Origin of the sequence: Alteromonas sp. Mac1, assembly GCF_001562125.1 — a bacterium.
Lineage (GTDB): Bacteria > Pseudomonadota > Gammaproteobacteria > Enterobacterales > Alteromonadaceae > Alteromonas > Alteromonas stellipolaris.
This window is the reverse complement of sequence record NZ_CP013932.1, coordinates 1,469,303-1,486,471: the sequence shown is the minus strand read 5'-3', so window position 1 is coordinate 1,486,471 and position 17,169 is coordinate 1,469,303. Positions and strand designations below refer to the sequence as shown.

The 17,169-nt window shown below is 43.7% G+C and carries 14 protein-coding genes; 9 read left to right on the top strand and 5 right to left on the bottom strand.

All coding sequences use genetic code 11. The annotated features are described in order from the left end of the window. Positions 1-119: 119 nt before the first annotated feature. Entirely contained in the window at positions 120-545 is a 426-nt protein-coding gene (locus tag AV939_RS06215) for a hypothetical protein (RefSeq protein WP_057792104.1), read from the top strand. Between the two features lie 319 nt (positions 546-864). Here the strand turns inward: AV939_RS06215 and AV939_RS06210 are convergent, their stop codons facing one another. Further along, positions 865-3,114 carry a TonB-dependent receptor gene (locus tag AV939_RS06210; RefSeq protein WP_057792102.1) on the bottom strand — a complete coding sequence of 750 codons (2,250 nt, stop codon included), beginning with the start codon at positions 3,112-3,114 and terminating at the stop codon, positions 865-867. Positions 3,115-3,236: 122 nt separating this feature from the next. Next, positions 3,237-4,226 carry a GlxA family transcriptional regulator gene (locus AV939_RS06205; protein ID WP_057792101.1) on the bottom strand — a complete coding sequence of 330 codons (990 nt, stop codon included), beginning with the start codon at positions 4,224-4,226 and terminating at the stop codon, positions 3,237-3,239. Between the two features lie 138 nt (positions 4,227-4,364). On the opposite strand from AV939_RS06205, the gene AV939_RS06200 reads away from it, so the two are divergent. The 4 genes from AV939_RS06200 to AV939_RS06185 all read left to right on the top strand — a co-directional run bounded on the left by AV939_RS06200 (position 4,365) and on the right by AV939_RS06185 (position 8,316). Further along, positions 4,365-6,167, top strand: a complete 1,803-nt coding sequence (locus tag AV939_RS06200) for an acyl-CoA dehydrogenase (RefSeq protein WP_057796171.1) — start codon at positions 4,365-4,367, stop codon at positions 6,165-6,167. 75 nt (positions 6,168-6,242) lie between these two features. Continuing rightward, positions 6,243-7,007 carry an SDR family NAD(P)-dependent oxidoreductase gene (locus tag AV939_RS06195; protein ID WP_057792099.1) on the top strand — a complete coding sequence of 255 codons (765 nt, stop codon included), beginning with the start codon at positions 6,243-6,245 and terminating at the stop codon, positions 7,005-7,007. 76 nt (positions 7,008-7,083) lie between these two features. Further along, the gene (locus AV939_RS06190; RefSeq protein ID WP_057792096.1) at positions 7,084-7,845 is read left to right on the top strand and encodes an SDR family oxidoreductase; all 762 of its coding nucleotides are present in this window, start codon (positions 7,084-7,086) and stop codon (positions 7,843-7,845) included. 21 nt (positions 7,846-7,866) lie between these two features. Beyond that, positions 7,867-8,316, top strand: a complete 450-nt coding sequence (locus tag AV939_RS06185; RefSeq protein ID WP_013784278.1) for a YaiI/YqxD family protein — start codon at positions 7,867-7,869, stop codon at positions 8,314-8,316. A gap of 171 nt (positions 8,317-8,487) precedes the next feature. On the opposite strand, the gene AV939_RS06180 is transcribed toward AV939_RS06185, so the two are convergent. Next, positions 8,488-9,678, bottom strand: a complete 1,191-nt coding sequence (locus tag AV939_RS06180; protein WP_057792094.1) for an amino acid aminotransferase — start codon at positions 9,676-9,678, stop codon at positions 8,488-8,490. Positions 9,679-9,885: 207 nt separating this feature from the next. Then, positions 9,886-10,650: an NRDE family protein gene (locus AV939_RS06175; protein ID WP_057796169.1), complete on the bottom strand. Its 765-nt coding sequence runs from the start codon at positions 10,648-10,650 to the stop codon at positions 9,886-9,888. A gap of 129 nt (positions 10,651-10,779) precedes the next feature. Here AV939_RS06175 and AV939_RS06170 point away from each other — a divergent pair, with 129 nt between their 5' ends. From AV939_RS06170 to AV939_RS06155, 4 genes are all read left to right on the top strand, one after another. After that, positions 10,780-11,385 carry a 1-acyl-sn-glycerol-3-phosphate acyltransferase gene (locus tag AV939_RS06170; RefSeq protein WP_057792092.1) on the top strand — a complete coding sequence of 202 codons (606 nt, stop codon included), beginning with the start codon at positions 10,780-10,782 and terminating at the stop codon, positions 11,383-11,385. A 19-nt stretch (positions 11,386-11,404) separates the two neighbouring features. Then, the gene (locus tag AV939_RS06165; RefSeq protein WP_057792090.1) at positions 11,405-12,658 is read left to right on the top strand and encodes a cystathionine gamma-synthase family protein; all 1,254 of its coding nucleotides are present in this window, start codon (positions 11,405-11,407) and stop codon (positions 12,656-12,658) included. Positions 12,659-13,048: 390 nt separating this feature from the next. Further along, positions 13,049-13,657, top strand: a complete 609-nt coding sequence (locus AV939_RS06160; RefSeq protein ID WP_013784273.1) for an FMN-dependent NADH-azoreductase — start codon at positions 13,049-13,051, stop codon at positions 13,655-13,657. 252 nt (positions 13,658-13,909) lie between these two features. Beyond that, complete coding sequence (locus AV939_RS06155; RefSeq protein WP_057792088.1) at positions 13,910-16,447, top strand: S9 family peptidase; 2,538 nt, start codon at positions 13,910-13,912, stop codon at positions 16,445-16,447. 89 nt (positions 16,448-16,536) lie between these two features. On the opposite strand, the gene rrtA is transcribed toward AV939_RS06155, so the two are convergent. Further along, on the bottom strand, positions 16,537-17,121 hold the full coding sequence (gene rrtA / locus AV939_RS06150) for a rhombosortase (RefSeq protein WP_057796166.1): 585 nt from the start codon (positions 17,119-17,121) through the stop codon (positions 16,537-16,539). Positions 17,122-17,169 lie beyond the last annotated feature (48 nt).

Sequence of the window (17,169 nt, the reverse complement as noted above, 5' to 3'; positions counted from 1 at the left end):
GTCTAGTTCGCTATACGGATTATAAAAACACCGCATTGGTTCGCCAATGCGGTGTTTTTGTTTGCATTTTGTACGATTTGCCATATACTGTACAAATAAACAGTGAATGGGTGAACGCGATGACTACAGGTGTTAAAGCAGTTGATCAACTTATTGAAAAGTTCGGAATATTATCTTCGCCAGGGCAAGATAAGTTCCAGCGCTTAACGTATTTATTTGGTGGTGATAAACGGGCGGACTCGTTGCCTTTTTGTATGTATCAAAAAGTGATGGGCGCGCCTGTATCTCGTCGGTTCACAATCCATCATTTTTATTTGCCCCACAAAAACTGCAAGTTAGCCAGTTTCATGTTTAATGAAAAAGGTGAATTAATAGAGCAGGTTTATTTTACTAAGTTGTCTCGTATGGTGAATGTTTGCCGAAAGTTGCAGCGTCTTCTCTTGGAAGAAAAGGGCCTGAGTGAAAAGGCATCCCAAGGAATGCTACAGCAGAACAGGCAACAAAAAGACAGAGAGTGGGCGCAGACTGAGCAATTTGCGGCCTAATCACTTGTGTAGCTAAAGTGTGTAGCTAAAGTGTGTAGCTAAAGTGTAGAGCTATGGCATCAATGACTTAAGGCAAGTGTCACTAAGTCACTAACTAGTAACGGCCAAACGTGCTAATGGGCAAGGGCAAACTGGCGAAATATAAGATAAAGATGAAAGGCCAAAGGCATAAGCTAAAAATAGAGAACAAAAAAGCGAAGGGGCGTTAAAACGACACCTTCGCTTTTTTATGTTTATCATTCTTAAATGCAGTACTTGATAAGGCTAAGAACAAAAGTGCAGGCTAGATCTGCACTTTCAACCTAAATCAAGGTAGTGCTTAGTAGAAAGAGTACTTCACTTCAACACCAAGAATACGTGGCTCGTTCACAATACCGGTAAGGTTGTTAAAGTCGATAGCCCCTTTAACGTTATCTTCATCGGTAATGTTACGACCAAACAAGGCTACTGTGTAGTTATGCTCAAAGTTTTCGTAACCTATGCGCAAGCCTCCTTCAAAGTTGTCGTCTGTTTGGAACTCTACAGACTCATATAAGAAGATGTTAGTTTCACCTTGGAATGCCCAATCGGTAAATACGAAGAATTCACCGTTGTCGCCCATAGGCACAGTGTAGCGTGCGGTAAAGTTAAAGATTGACTCTGGCGCTTGTGGGAACGGGTTACCGTTCACAATGTAGTTACCATCATCTGCTACTGGATCAGTAATGGTACAAGAACCACAACCGCCAACCGTCAATGTGTCATCTTTAATTTCGGTATGGTTATAGCTATAGCCAGCAGTAAAGGTTAGTTCATCAGTAGCTAACCATTGAGAGTCAATTTCAAAACCGTAGGCTTCGCCTTCATCTGCATTGACGAGTGCGGTAAAGTTGTTACCACCACCAATGGCTGACAGTTGCATATCATCAACCGTGTAGTAGAACGCTGCACCGTTCAGGCGAAGTGTTCCATCTAGCAAATCAGATTTAAAACCAACCTCATAAGAGTTAATAGTTTCAGCGTCAGCCACAGATGGTGAGCTTTCAAACGCTACATCGCGACCTTGAATAGTTTGAGCACGGAAACCATTTGAGTAGCGAGCGTAAGCAGACATATCGTCTGTGATACGGTAGTTAGCGCTAAGTTCGAAACTGGTTTGCCCATCATCAACGTTGATTGGATCATAATCTTGTAGGCTAGCTGCACCAATAACAACAGCGAAGCCATCTACGTTTTGATCGCCAACAATCAATGATTTCTCGTCATGGGTATAACGAAGACCACCGGTAATATTTAGCTTCTCATTAACTTGGTAAGAAGTTTGACCAAATACCGCCCATGTTCTGTTTTCATGGTAAACGGTAGTTGCTCCAAAGAAACCATCAACACTAGTCACGTTGAAAGACGCATCATAATAGAATGCGCCTAATTGCCAGTTCATCGCGTCTGTGGTGTTGCTTGATAAACGGAATTCCTGTGTATATTGCTCAAGGTCGTCTAGATTATCTTGAGTAACAGCAGAAAATGGAATGAAGCCTGGGCCAGATGTGCCATCAGCGTTGTTGAAACCACCATCAATGTCACCAAGGCTCGAACCTTCAGCAGTCTCCATTGCTGAGATTGACGTGAATGTCACATCATCCATATCGTATTCAAGTTTTAGTGATGCGCCGAAACCGTCATATTCTTGAGGGTTATTGTCAGCACCGTTGCCGTCGATATCACCATCATAATAAATGGTATCTCGGTCGTAATTTGCATTTAGGTTATTGCTGCCAACATCGAAAACGTTAGCGCGGAAAATTGAAGCTGTGCCATCTAATTCTCTGCCGTGAACATTTAATAGAGCTGAGAAATCGTCTGACGGCTCCCAAAGAAGCTGTAAACGGTATGCTTTTTCATCAAAGCCACCAATCGCATCGTTTTCGCCGGTAAAAGCATTGTCGATGTAATCATCACGCTCTTGCGATAACAATGATAAACGGGCTGATAGCTCATCAGTTAAACCGCCACTAATAGCACCTTCGAAGTTCATGGTGCCATAAGAACCAAAACCGGCCTTAGCGTAACCTTCTAAATCTTGCGTAGGTTTTACTGTATCGAACTTAATGATACCGGCTGTCGTGTTACGGCCAAACAAGGTTCCTTGTGGGCCACGTAATACTTCAACTTGTTGAACATCAAAAAGTGGGAAGCTTTTCAGTACCACATTTTCCATTACCACTTCATCCATGATAATAGAAACAGGCTGCGAGGCAGCCAAGTCAAAGTCAGTGTTACCTAGGCCACGAATATAAAAACGTGGTGCTACGCGACCGTTTGACGATTCAGCGTAAAGACCAGGCACGCGAACAGCCAATGCAAGGATATCTTCACCACCTGAAAACAAGCTTTCAAACTTTTCGCCACTTAGGGTCGCTACAGAAATAGGCACTTCCTGTATTGACTGGGTACGTTTTTGAGCCGTTACGGTAATTTGTTCAAGCGCAGTTTCTTTCTTTTGTATTGTTTCTGCTTCTTGAGCAACGATAGAAGTACTGAACGCTGCACTAACTGCAAGCGCCAGTGAGGCAAGTTTATGTGTTCTCATGTGTCCACCAAGAGTTTTAGATTATACTTTTGTAGTGTTTTTTGGTACAGAAAAAGCGGTCTGTACGCGGCGTGGCATTTTACACAAACTAAGTAACAAAAACTTATCTTTGTTGTAAATAATTATTTTCTTATGAACTTGGCGCGGTACTGTGAAGGCGATAAACCGGTATTCTTTTTGAAAAGCCGGGTGAAAGAACTGAGGTCTTCATAGCCCACACTATTAACAATTGATTCAAGAGGAGACATAGACGTTTCTAAAATTTTTCTTGCTTGTTCTAATCGTAAACCTTGTAGATATTGGATAGGCGTTATTGCACAGGCTTGCTTGAAACGCCTTATTAATGTGCGTTCAGTCATATTGTGTTCATGAGCCACATGTTTCAGCGTGAGCCGTTTTGTAAAATGATCTTCCAAGTAATTTTGCACCGCCAAAACATCTTTATCTTGATGGAATTTGTGTTGCCGACTGCTTGCATACACCGTTTGGTTAGGCCGAGAAAAGTCGAGCACATGTGACTTAGCAGTATCGCTCGCCACTTGATGACCGCAATAGCGTTCTATGAGCAAAATGGCCAAATCTATCCACGCCATACCGCCACCTGCACAAAAAATAGCATCTTGTTCAGTTACCATCTTTTCAGATTGCAAATTAACAGCAGGGTATCGAGAGCGAAACTTATCTGCGTACCCCCAATGGGTAGTGGCAACTTTGTTATCGAGTAATCCTGACTCTGCTAATAAGAAAGTCCCTGTGCAGTTACCCGCAATATCTGCCCCTTGCTTTTGCAGTCGCTTAATATGCACAAGTTGATTCGCGTTTTCTTGTAAAACCGTATCGATATCGCCGCCAATAGTGGGGATCAGCAAGATGTGGGTTTCGGTGACATCCTCAATGGCAATGTTAGGGGTGAGTAGTAACTGGTTAGTACAGTGAAAAGGTTTGCCATGGAAACTCGCTAGCTGAACTTTGAATTTAGGGGTGGTGGGCTGGTTATGAATGCGCTGCCAACTGATGCCAGCGAACGCGAATACATCGAGTGCGCCAGTGATGGCAGAAGCCAGTGCTTGATCAAACCCTAATACGGTAACGACGAAAGGTGGTTTATTCATAAAAATAATACAGTTTATTAGATACGATAACTAACAGTGATTGTTGGCGTAAATGGCCATGATTGTGTCATAAATGACAATAATGGCATGATAACGAATATGACACAATGCATTAACAATTTGCTCATGGACTTTATTATGGCTGACCAACTTATTCCCCGTCGGGAAATGCAATTCCAACTTTACGAAGTATTAAATACCCAGTCTTTGTGTGAAAAGGCCCGTTTTGAGGAACATAACGTTGAAACGTTTAATGCCGTTATTGATATGGCAGAAAAAATGGCTGAAGAGCTGTTTCTACCTCATAACGCTATCGCCGATAAAGATGAGCCTACTTTCGATGGCAAAAAGGTCACCATGATAGGTGAGGTTAAAAAAGCCTTTGATACTTATCGTGAGTCGGGCTTTATTGCGGGTCACTTCGATTACGAAGATGGCGGAATGCAGTTACCCGTTACCATTATGAATGCATGTGCTGGTTACTTCTTAGCCGCCAACCCTTCCACTACTGCGTATCCTTTTCTTACTGCTGCCGCCGCAAATGTGGTTAAGCATTTTGCCAACGAAGAAACCAAGCAAGCCTTTTTGCCTAAAATGCTCACAGGTGATTTTACCGGCACTATGGCATTAACTGAGCCTCATGCCGGCTCTGGACTAGCAGATATTCGCACGTCGGCGACCCTTAACGAAGATGGTACGTATCGCGTGAAGGGCAGCAAGCTTTATATCTCTGCTGGCGAACACGAATTATCGGACAACATTGTTCATTTGGTCTTAGCGAAAATTCCAGGCGGTCCTGCGGGCGTAAAAGGTATTTCGTTATTTGTTGTCCCTAAGTACCGTTTAGATGAAGACGGCAACCCAGGCCCCCGTAACGACGTTACGCTAGCTGGGCTAATACACAAGATGGGTTATCGCGGGACGACTTCTACCGCGCTTACGTTTGGTGAGAACGGTGATTGTCATGGTTACCTAGTGGGTGAGCCGCACCAAGGCTTGCGTTATATGTTTATGATGATGAACGAGGCGCGTATTGGTGTAGGTTACGGTGCTGCTATGATTGGTTATCGCGGCTATCGCTATTCTCTTGAGTATGCAAAAGACAGAACTCAAGGCCGTGCAGCGCCAAAATTAGCCCCAGAAGATGAGGCTACGCCAATTATTAACCATGGTGACGTGCGTCGCATGTTGTTAGCGCAGAAGTCGTATTGTGAAGGCGGCATGGCACTTTGTTTATACGGTAGTACCTTAATTGATGCGTTAGAAACGGAAGAAGACACCGCGAAACGTACCGAAATTTCCCAATTGCTCGAGCTACTTACCCCAGTATTTAAAGCGTGGCCTTCTGAATTTGGCCCTAAAGCTAACGACTTAGCCATCCAAATTCTAGGTGGCGCTGGTTATACCCGTGAATACCCCGTAGAGCAGTGCTGGCGTGATAACCGTTTGAACCCTATTCATGAAGGTACAAACGGTATTCAAGCGCTAGATTTACTCGGTCGTAAATTATGGCAAAGCGAAGGAAAAGGGCTTCAAGTGTTACTCGCACGTGTATCTGGCGACATGAAAGCGGCTACAACACCGCGGGCTCAAGTGTTAGCGGCGAAACTTAAACCTTATCTTGATCAACTTGGCGGACTTATTCAGCAAGCGGCTGGTGACTTACGTTCAGACAAACAAGCCGTGTTACTTACCAACGCAAGCTGCTTTTTGAATGTATTTTCGGCCTGCGTAGTGAGTTGGATATGGTTACGCCAAGCAAATGTTGCCGAGCAAGCATTGCTTAACGGCGCAAGTGGCCAAGACGGCGATTTCTATGAAGGAAAAATGGCAGCAGCTGAATACTTCCTTAATTGGGAATTACCGCTAGTAAAACGCGATATAGAAGTCATTACGTCACAAGAACCAACTTGTGAAAATGTGAAAGCCAGTTATTTCTAATACCGGCTTAAAGGACATAAAAATGACAAATCAACAACGGCAAATAGCAGTAAACATTAAGGTAGGGCAATAACAATGGTGGCATCAAACGTAGAAGGGAAACATATCCTTATCACCGGTGGCGGTTCAGGTATTGGCGCGGCTTCGGCCAAGACCTTATGTGAGCGCGGGGCATTGGTCGGTGTTGCCGATTTGAATATAGAAGCTGCTGAAGCTTTAGTGCATGAGCTCAAAGAAGCGGGCGGTAATGCCTATGCAGTAAAAGTGGATGTTACTGAGCCCGATGAAGTGAATGCCATGTTTGAAGCGGCGTTTTCACAGCAAGCTAAACTCGACGTAATCATTAATAACGCGGGTATAGACCATTTTCCAGCACCCCTTACTGAAGTAGACGATGCCATGTTCATGAAGAACATTCAGGTGAATCTAGCGGGCGTGTGGTATTGCATGAAAAATGCGCTTAAACATATGACGGTCAATGGTGGTGGTCATATTATCAATATAGCGTCAGTGGCGGGCTTACGCTCGGCGCCTATGATCAGTGCTTACAGTGCATCTAAACACGGTGTTATTGGCCTAACTAAATCGGCAGCGGTGGAATATGCCCGTGCGAATATTCGCATTAATGCGGTGTGCCCAAGCTTTGTTGATACGCCGATGGTGCAGGGCGTGCTGTCTAAATTAGACGAGCGCGGACAAAAAGCCATGGTAGGTGCAAACCCAATGAAGCGTTTAGGTAAACCTGAAGAAATAGCGAATGCGATAGCATGGTTGTGCAGTGACGAATCTTCATTCATGACAGGGCAATCGGTAGTACTTGATGGCGGCATGTTGGCTTAAACACTCAATTTCATGCGTTTGATAAAAGTTCTTGCGTTAGATAAGAGCGCGACAGATTTACAAAGGGAAAACTATTATGAAAAACTTATTCGATTTAACTGGCAAGGTAGCGTTAGTAACAGGTGCTAGCCGCGGTATTGGCGAATCGATCGCCCGTTTGTTGGCACAATATGGCGCACACGTTATCGTTTCTAGCCGTAAAATTGATGGCTGTGAAGCGGTTGCCTCGTCAATTCGCGATGCAGGTGGTAAAGCAACAGCACTTGCATGTCATGTTGGCGATATGGAGCAAATTACGAACGCATTTGCTGCGATTAAAAGCGACTTCGGTAAGCTAGATATTTTAGTGAACAATGCCGCAGCTAATCCGTACTTTGGCCATATCCTAGATACCGATTTAGGTGCTTACGACAAGACAGTAGATGTGAACATTCGTGGTTACTTCTTTATGTCTATTGAAGCGGGCAAAATGATGAAAGAGCAGGGCGGCGGTGTCATCCTTAATACAGCGTCAGTTAATGGTGTAACACCGGGTGACATGCAGGGTATTTACTCTATTACGAAAGCCGCGGTTATCAGCATGACGAAATCATTCGCAAAAGAGTGCGGTAGCTTAAATATACGTGTTAACGCGCTATTACCAGGTTTGACCGATACCAAGTTTGCTTCAGCACTTACTTCAAACGATCAAATTTTAAAGCACGCGCTTAAAGTGATCCCACTAGGCCGTGTTGCCGATCCGGATGAAATGGCAGGTACGGTATTGTACTTAGTATCTGACGCATCTAGCTACACCACAGGCACGACAGTGGTGGTTGATGGTGGTATGCTAGCGTAAAAACGCTAACGAGATTTTACCATGCATATATGGGTTGACGCAGATGCGTGTCCCAGTGTGATTAAAGACATTCTTTTTAAGGCAGCCCGACGTACCGGTCTGCCTTTGTCTTTAGTTGCCAATCATTCTATGTCTGTTCCACCAGATAAACACATTACCCTTACTATCGTGCCCTCTGGTTTTGATGCAGCAGATGATTACATTGTTGAAAAGATAGAAGCCGGTGATTTAGTGATAACCGGAGATATTCCTTTGGCGGCCGATATTTTGGCTAAGAACGCCAAAGCTATGAATACACGAGGCGATGAGTACGACAAGTCGTCCATCCGCGCCGCGCTCACTATGCGAGATTTTATGGATACTATGCGCTCAAGTGGTGAACACACGGGCGGGCCTAAAGCATTCTCTCAGCGAGACAAACAGAATTTCGCCAATGCGTTAGATAGGATGATTACCGCAGGCACGCGCTAACGATGAGTTAGTCATAGCGTTAATAAGTACACCTAATAACTACACCTAATAAGTACACCTAATAAGTACACCTAATAACTACACCTAATCAAAAAAGGGCTGCGTTTTCACGCAGCCCTTTTGTATTTATGAGGTAAAGCTTACCGTACTGAGTCTTATAATACCGAGTTCTTACAATACTGAGACTAAGGCTTTCGCTAATGTTTCAACGTTCTCTGAGTTAATACCCGCAATGTTCACGCGGCTAGAGTCAACGAAATAAACACTATGCTTTTCGCGCACTTCACGTACTTGCTCTGGTGTAATACACAAGAACGAGAACATGCCTTTCTGATCGTTAACGAAGCTGAAGTCTTTTGGCGAACCATTGTCGTGAAGATTCTTAACCAGCATGGCACGTAGAGACTTCATACGGTTACGCATTTCATCTACTTCATTTACCCATTCTTGATTAAGCGCTTCGTCAGACAAGATAATATCAACCAACGCACCGCCGTAGCTAGGTGGCATAGAGTAAATACCACGAGCAATAGATTGAATTTGGCCTTGAGCAATTTTGCGTGTGCTGGTATCAGCAGTAATGATGGCAGCAAGACCAACACGCTCACGGTATAAACCGAAGTTTTTAGAGCAAGATGCCGCAACAATCACTTCTGGTAGGTTTTCAACCAATAGACGAAGGCCATACGCATCTTCATCTAAGCCTTCACCGAAACCTAAGTAAGCCACATCAATGAAAGGTAGGAACTCACGCTCTTTAGCAACCGCTAGTACTTCGTCCCACTGTGCATTCGTTAAATCTGCACCCGTTGGGTTGTGGCAGCAACCGTGAAGTAACACGATATCGCCTTTCGCTGCACCGCGAAGGGTATCCATCATGGCATCGAAGCGAATGCTAGCAGACGCTTTATCGAAGTACGGGTAGGTTTCAATTTTAAGACCAGCCGAGCCAATTAATGGAATGTGGTTGGCCCATGTTGGGTCGCTTACCCATACTTTAGCGTTCTCGTTACAACGAACCAGTAATTCTGAAAGAATGCGAAGTGCACCACAACCACCTGGCGCTTGAACCGCGGCAACACGGTCAGCAAGTAATACAGGGCTGCTCTTGCCTAAAAGCAAAGTAAGCATGTTGTCGATGTAACCCTGATTACCTTGCGGCGTAATATAGGTTTTGCTGGTTTCACGTTCTAACAACAGTTGTTGCGCTTTCGCTACGCTAGTAAGAATAGGGGTATTACCTTGCTCATCTTTATAAACACCGACACCTAAGTCGATTTTATGAGAATTTAAATCTTCACGATAAGCAGCTGACAAACCAAGTATTGGGTCTGGGGCGAGATGGGGTAATACTTCAAACACGATATTTCCTCGTTGCAATGCAAAAAATAGCAGGCACGCATTATGCCACCGATGGTAGAAAAAACGACCCTTTATAGTAGAAAATATGTCATTAAATTGGTATTTGTGGTGTAAAACGAAATACACATCACAAAATTACGTGTCAGTTAATACTCTTCAGATGCGCGTCACTGGCGCCTATGTGTGTAGTGCTAGGCAGAACACGACTTAACCGATAATAAAATGTTGGTTGCCCACTACATCACCGCGCGTATTAAAAGTACGTTCATACCAATGTATTTGTTGGTGGCTATTTACAAGAAGCAGAGTAGAAGTACGAGTACCATATTCTGGTGATTGGATAAAAATAGACGACAAACGTTTTTCCCATTCATACCCAATGCCTGTGTTAGGCAGCGTATGATCAGATGCTTTGTCTTCGTCTTTTAAAATGGCGAAAAGTGCCTCAGTATCAAGCTGATTATTTTGGCTCACGTAATCGGTTAACGACGCTATTCCTTTGGTGACTTTCGGCCAAGGTGTCGTTAAGTTAGCGTTGGATAAACCGTAAACTCCTTGGGTTAACGTAGCGTGGGTGTCTTCGAAGTTGTTGTACACCGCGAGTGATTTTACATCACCATAAACCAAATTATAGCCATTATACTGGTGCCGGTTTGCACGTAAAACGTTAAGGTAGGTGGGCTGTTTCATTGCTTCATCAATAAGCCAATCTGCCACTAAGCCGCCGCGAGAAATAGCATCGGTTTTTATCGTCTCAGGAGCTCTAATATTGGTTAAGGCGGCCACTTTCCCGTTACGCGTAACCCCCATCCAAGTGCCGTGAGCCTGTAAATCATGGCCTGCAAGCACATGTGGGTGATTATTCCAAAACCCAGACACAGCAGTGGGTCTAGCGTGAAATTCATCTCTATTTGCCGCAATAACCAAAGGGAATTCCTGACTTTGGTCTACTGCAATAAACAATATGCACATATACAACTTTACTCGCTGACTGTTGTGAATAATGAACACGGTAACCGCATTCAATATCATGTAAAGGTGGTGGATTGCCGCTAACTTTTTTATGCTTACCCGCTAAAACGTAGTAAGAGAATAACAAGAATGAAAAAAACGATTCATCATCAGTTAGTGGGCAATAAGTTACCACGCAAATGGCCACATTGGCTAAGCGCCTGCGGCAGTTTTATTTTAACTAAACGGGGATGGCGAATAGAAGGCAAACTCATCAACGATAGAAAAGTGATATTAGCGGTAGCGCCACACACTTCAAACTGGGACTTTTTTATTGGCATACTGGTGGTATTTGCGTTAAGAATTAAGGTTAACTTTTTTGGCAAACACACCATTTTTACACCCCCTTTAGGCTATATTGTGAGGAAACTTGGCGGCATACCCATAGAGCGAAGTAAAGCACATGGGGTGGTGAATAATATCGTACGTCAGATACAAGACAGCGAAGAAGTAGTATTGGCCTTGGCACCAGAAGGGACACGAAAAGGCGTATTTCCTTGGAAAACCGGTTTTATGTACATTGCTAAAGAGGCCAATATTCCCATTCAGCTGCTAGGGCTTGATTACGCCAAGAAAACCGTTGTACTTGGTCCAATTATTAACCAAATCGACGATATTGAAGAACAAATGCAAACTATTTATGCGTTTTATGCTAACGTTTGCGCCCATTATCCAAAAAACTGTATAACCAGCTAACGTAACGGAGCGTTCACCCGTGTCAAAACAGGGATTTACAACCCGGCAGGTTCACGCAGATCGTTTGCTCAATACTCCAGAGCATGGCGGCGTGCATACCAGCACTTCTAATTCTGTACTTTTCGAATTTTCTGATGCCCAAGGTATCATTGATGCTTTTCAGGGCAAACGTGCAGCTCACGTATATTCGCGCTCATCATCTCCGTCGGTTGCCGCATTGCAAAATATGCTTAACGACCTTGAGGGCGGCTTTGGGGCTTTATGCTTCTCAACAGGAATGTCTGCCATTAGCAGTACCTTGTTTTCGCTTTTAAAAGCTGGCGATCACCTTATCGTTAGCCAATATCTGTTTGGGAATACGCGAAGCTTCTTCGATACGCTTGCCGATTATGGTGTTCAGATTACCTTTGCTGATGTAACGGATATCCAAAACGTTAAAGAAGCTTATTTACCTAACACGAAAGGGGTCTATACTGAAACGGTAGCCAACCCGGTAACCCAAGTTGCCGACCTACGTGCTATCGGTCAGTACTGCGAAGAGCGTAATATCTTGTTTATGGTTGATAACACCATGACACCGCCACCGCTTTTTTACGCCAAAGAACTAAAAGCCTCGTTAATATTTTGCTCACTGACCAAATACATTTCTGGTCATGGTAATGTGTTGGGCGGTGCTGTTATTGATACCGGCCTGTTCAATTGGAAAGGCTTTGGAAACATTAAAAGTGCTTACCAAGTTGCCGATGAAGCCCAATGGGGTTTAACACAAATTAAGAAAAAAGGGTTACGAGATTTAGGCGCCACACTGGCCCCTCAGTCTGCAACCGCCATTGCGTTAGGTATGGAAACGTTAAGCTTGCGCTTAGCTCGAGCATGTGAGAATTCACAAAAGCTCGCTATGTTTTTAGATAACCACCCCAAAGTAAAACAGGTATTTTATCCTGGGCTGGCTAGTCACCCGCAGCACTTTATGGCGCGAGAGCAGTTAAAAAGAGGCTATGGCGCTATTCTTAGCTTTACCCTTGTTGATGATATTGACCCAGTTCAATTCTTAAATGCCCTAGAGTTGGTAATTTGCGCTACGCACTTAGGTGATAACCGTACGCTGGCGTTGCCTGTTGCTCCAACGATTTACTTTGAAAATACAGCAGAAGAGCGGGAAGCTATGGGCGTTTCAGATACCATGATAAGAATATCGGTAGGTATTGAAGATACCGACGATCTTATTAATGATTTTACGAATGCCTTCGACCGCAAATATGCAGCAGAATAAATTCTCTGTTTCATTGATTTAACGTCAATTTCACTTTTTGTTCGTCATCGGAGCAGTAACGAACAAAAAGTGGTGTTATTATCAATTCTGCAAGAAGTAGCTAGATCCTTTTCATCGCATTAATTCTCTTAGTTGTGTTGTGGCAAACTCGATTGATTCTGGGTTAGCAGTGAGAGGATCAGCTTCTTGCCCTTTCTTTCCATTTAAATCCCTCCAACCATGCAATGTCTAATTTACCGTTCCGTATTCCTGTTAGTCATATTACGCTAATGAATTCTATAACACGGGTCATTCATCAATTAAATTCGAACGATAGGTGGGTATTTTCCTAATATATATTCGATTTACAGTCTTTTATTATTTACACATTAAATTAATAGGAGAAATGTAATGACGTCTATTCTTGTTGTGTATTCAAGCCTTAATGGCGAAAACAGTAAATCAACCGAGCTCGCTGACTATTATCTTCAGTCACGTGAGGGCAGCGAAACATCGGTTACAAAAGTTGATGTAGCAGAACTAGCGTTGGCACATCTAACCGGTGAAGAAATGCAAGCGTGGATGACAGACGCTAGCGAGCGTACTTCTTCACAAAAGCGTTTAGCTGCGGTTTCCGATGACCTCGTTGCACAACTTCAAGCGGCAGATGAAATTGTGCTAGCAGTTCCTATGTACAACTTCGGTATTCCTTCTTCACTTAAAGCCTATTTCGACCGTATTGCACGGGCGGGTATTACCTTTAAATATACTGAAACTGGGCCGGTAGGTTTGCTTGAAGGCAAGCAAGCGAAGGTATTTGCTAGTCGAGGCGGCGTTTACGAAGGCGGTGATTACGATACACAAACACCATACTTAACTCACTTTTTAAATTTCATCGGTATTACTGACGTGAAATTTGTTTATGCAGAAGGACTTAGTATGGGTGAAGACAGTGCTAATGAAAGTATCGCTAATGCGAAGGGTAAAATAATTGAACTAACCCAAAAAGTCGCTGACTAAATCTATGCAGTTAGCAAAACGCAATGAGTGCGTTTGAGCTAAAGTGTGTTCCAAGTTGAGTGTGCTTGATTGCCCCGCATATTATGCGGGGCTTTTTTATGCGCGGCTTTTTATTCAGAGATTTTTATCAGTGGTTTTTATATCAGGGATTTGTCGAATTGAGTAATTTCCACTTAGGATTTACAGCCTAATAGTCAATTGCTCGATTCTCTGGGTATAATGTGGGCATAACTAAAAAATAAAGTCGTTATTATGCAGAAATTTTCTTCCCTTGTTTTAGCTTCTAGTATTACGCTCCTGCTTAGCGGATGCGCCAATACAGATTCAACTACTGAATTAAACGCTAAAAGAAGCTCCGCCCAAAGTGACACCCTTTCATCTAGGGCACCTAAAAGTATCCGTAATGAGCCAATTGCTTCCTACACTCCCGACATTGAGCAGGGCCCTGTACAGTATTCAGAAAACGGTGAGATTACCTTAAAACAAATTATGGCAGACCCACAATGGTTGGGCCGAGCGCCGACCAATATGGGGTGGTCAATTGATGGTAGCCACATTGTTTACGAAAGAGAACAACCTAACAGCAAGCTAAAAGATGTTTATATAGCGAGTCTTAATGCGGCAGATAAAAGTGTAAAAGCTCCATTATCTCAATTACACCAATATAAATACGATGAGCGGGTAGAGCGTGAAGACGGTGTCATTGCTTATCGATTTAAAGACAGCGTATACGTGCAATTCACCAATAATGAAGTTGTGCAACTTACCCGTGGTGGTAGTTTTCTATCATCATTATCTTTTATGACTGATGGACGTTTAATGGCATTAAGTGGCAATAGCGCCATTGCCATAGACCTAACTAACGGTAGCAGAGAAGAATTGGTAAGTTGGTCATTCAGTGATGAACCAGAAGCCGTAGCAGCGCCAAAAGATTATATTGCCGAGCAGCAGCAATCATTAATTCAATATATTGCTAAAAAGCTTAAAAACCGTGAAGCCAAAGCGAACGCACAAAACACCCTAGCGGCAAACAACACCAGTATTGCACCTGATGCGTTTTATTTTGATAAAACCCATAAGTTGGTGGGCGTGAGTGTATCTCCGAAAGGTAATTTCGCCATTGTGGCGACTACGCCTGATACGCCTTCCCGAGATGATAGTGACATTATGCCGCACTACATTCAGGAAGACAGCCGCATCGCGAGCAAGCCTGTACGTAGAAAAGTAGCCGATGCTGAACCGATTAATCATCAACTTTGGCTTTTAGACTTAGCAAGTGGTGAAAAGTCACTACTAAACTACTTTAGCTTACCTGGTTATAACGACGATGTATTAGCCGACGTGAAGGCTGAAAATGCAGAAGCTAAAGGCGAACGTTACGACGTGAATCGTTTACCAAGACCTATTACCTTGCTGTCTAGCTGGAACTGGCAAAAGCCTTCTATCAGCTGGCACAAAGACGGTGAGCAAGTTGCGGTAATGGTGGAAGCGTGGGACAACAAAGACCGCTGGATTGCCACGGTAGACCTAGATAACCAACGTTTAGTGAACCAACATCGCTTACATGATGATGCATGGGTAAACTATCGTTTTAACAGCTTTGGTTGGTTTAATAACAGCGAAACCCTGTACTATCAGTCTGAGCACTCAGGCTATGCGCACCTTTATACGCAAGTACCAGGACAATCCCCAAAAGCCTTAACCCAAGGTACGTTCATTACTGATAGCCCTACGTTGTCTAATGATGACATGTGGATGTACTTTACCGCGAACAGTAAACACCCTGGCATTTTCGAAGTTTATCGCGTTAAGACAGCAGGCGGCGAAGTAGAAGCGCTAACCAATCTTAACGGTTTAACAGAGTATGAACTTAGCCCAGATAACACCACATTAGTGTTAAGCCACGGTAAAGTGTCTCGCCCTCCTGAGCTTTATGTTAAAGCAGTAGATAGCACACAATCAGCGACTAAAATTACCGATACGGTAAGCGACGCGTTTACCGCAATACCTTGGGCAGTGCCTAACGTGGTGGCCATTCCATCTAGTCACACCGATGCGCCTATTTATGCCCGCGTTTACTTACCGAAAGATTATCAAGCAGACAAGCCGCTTAAAGCAGTAGTCTTTAATCACGGTGCAGGTTATTTGCAGAATGCCCATTTAGGATGGTCTTTGTATTTCAGAGAATACATGTTTAATAGCATGCTAGTGCAACAAGGGTATGTGGTACTTGATATGGACTACCGTGCCTCGGCTGGTTACGGGCGCGACTGGCGTACCGCCATATACCGCAACATGGGTACGCCTGAAGTACAAGATTTACGTGATGGTGTTAATTGGTTAGTAGAAAACGCTAATGTGGATCGCAAAAGAATAGGTACGTATGGAGGCTCTTATGGCGGCTTCTTAACCTTTATGTCTATGTTTAACGCACCGGATCTTTTTGCAGCTGGTGCAGCGCTTCGCCCAGTTACCGATTGGGCGCACTATAATATTGGGTATACGTCTAATATCCTGAACACCCCAGATGTAGACCCTATTGCTTATGAGCGCAGTTCACCTATCTATTTTGCAGAAGGGCTAGAGAAGCCACTGTTAATTAACGCACCTATGGTTGATGACAATGTATTTTTCCACGACACGGTTCGACTAGTACAGCGCTTAATTGAGCTAGAAAAAGAAGACTTTGAAACGGCTATTTACCCTGTAGAGCCACATGGTTTTGTACAACCAAGTTCTTGGTTAGACGAATACCGCCGAATCTATAAGTTGTTCGAAGAGAACTTGTAGTTAGTTAAGGCTGGTTATAAAGATAAAAAAACGCCCCTATACAGGGGCGTTTTTATTTTAACCCGGAATAAACACGGGCAACTGAATATTCATCGTTTTTTAGCGGTTAACCACATAAGCGTGAAAATGATCAATCCACTTACCGCACCGAATAAGTGCGAATCAATGGCGACTTTGGCGTCAATCAGTGCAGCCACCTGCGCACTACTGCCCGATATTTGCTCATAAACCACTTTTAGCGCAACTCCGCCCAGTAAAATCCAGCCAGAGCGCATCTTATTCATAATATCCATTAATGCGCCCCATACAAAAATACCGTGTAGCGCACCAGATAACCCTGCATACCAAATAAGATCTTCAGAAAACAGGTAAAGGCCAGCACTTGTGCCTAAGCTGCACCATACAAATACTTTTAAGAACCGACCTATTCGGTAATGTTCGCCGTGTAGCGCCCACAGTAGGGTAAGGCCTGATAAATTCAGCAACAGGTGATACCCATTGGTATGTACAATATTGCCAGACAATAAGCGCCAGGTTTCTAGCCCTTGAATGGCGAAACGATCGTAAGCTAACCACTCACCAGAGAGGGGTTCTAAGAAAAAAGCGACGATAGCGCAAAGCGCTAAAATAAGTGGGCCTACGCTATACTTAGGTGAGACCGGTAGTGACATCATCATTGTTATTTATTTTAGTAATCCGTGTGTGCTGGGTATGATACATAA

Coding starts and splice junctions, on each gene's coding strand:
- AV939_RS06185 (WP_013784278.1), top strand. CDS start 7,867: ATGCATATATGGGTTGACGCAGATGCGTGTCCCAGTGTGATTAAAGAC.
- AV939_RS06200 (WP_057796171.1), top strand. CDS start 4,365: ATGGCTGACCAACTTATTCCCCGTCGGGAAATGCAATTCCAACTTTAC.
- rrtA (WP_057796166.1), bottom strand. CDS start 17,121: ATGATGTCACTACCGGTCTCACCTAAGTATAGCGTAGGCCCACTTATT.
- AV939_RS06155 (WP_057792088.1), top strand. CDS start 13,910: ATGCAGAAATTTTCTTCCCTTGTTTTAGCTTCTAGTATTACGCTCCTG.
- AV939_RS06205 (WP_057792101.1), bottom strand. CDS start 4,226: ATGAATAAACCACCTTTCGTCGTTACCGTATTAGGGTTTGATCAAGCA.
- AV939_RS06175 (WP_057796169.1), bottom strand. CDS start 10,650: ATGTGCATATTGTTTATTGCAGTAGACCAAAGTCAGGAATTCCCTTTG.
- AV939_RS06160 (WP_013784273.1), top strand. CDS start 13,049: ATGACGTCTATTCTTGTTGTGTATTCAAGCCTTAATGGCGAAAACAGT.
- AV939_RS06190 (WP_057792096.1), top strand. CDS start 7,084: ATGAAAAACTTATTCGATTTAACTGGCAAGGTAGCGTTAGTAACAGGT.
- AV939_RS06210 (WP_057792102.1), bottom strand. CDS start 3,114: ATGAGAACACATAAACTTGCCTCACTGGCGCTTGCAGTTAGTGCAGCG.
- AV939_RS06215 (WP_057792104.1), top strand. CDS start 120: ATGACTACAGGTGTTAAAGCAGTTGATCAACTTATTGAAAAGTTCGGA.
- AV939_RS06195 (WP_057792099.1), top strand. CDS start 6,243: ATGGTGGCATCAAACGTAGAAGGGAAACATATCCTTATCACCGGTGGC.
- AV939_RS06170 (WP_057792092.1), top strand. CDS start 10,780: ATGAAAAAAACGATTCATCATCAGTTAGTGGGCAATAAGTTACCACGC.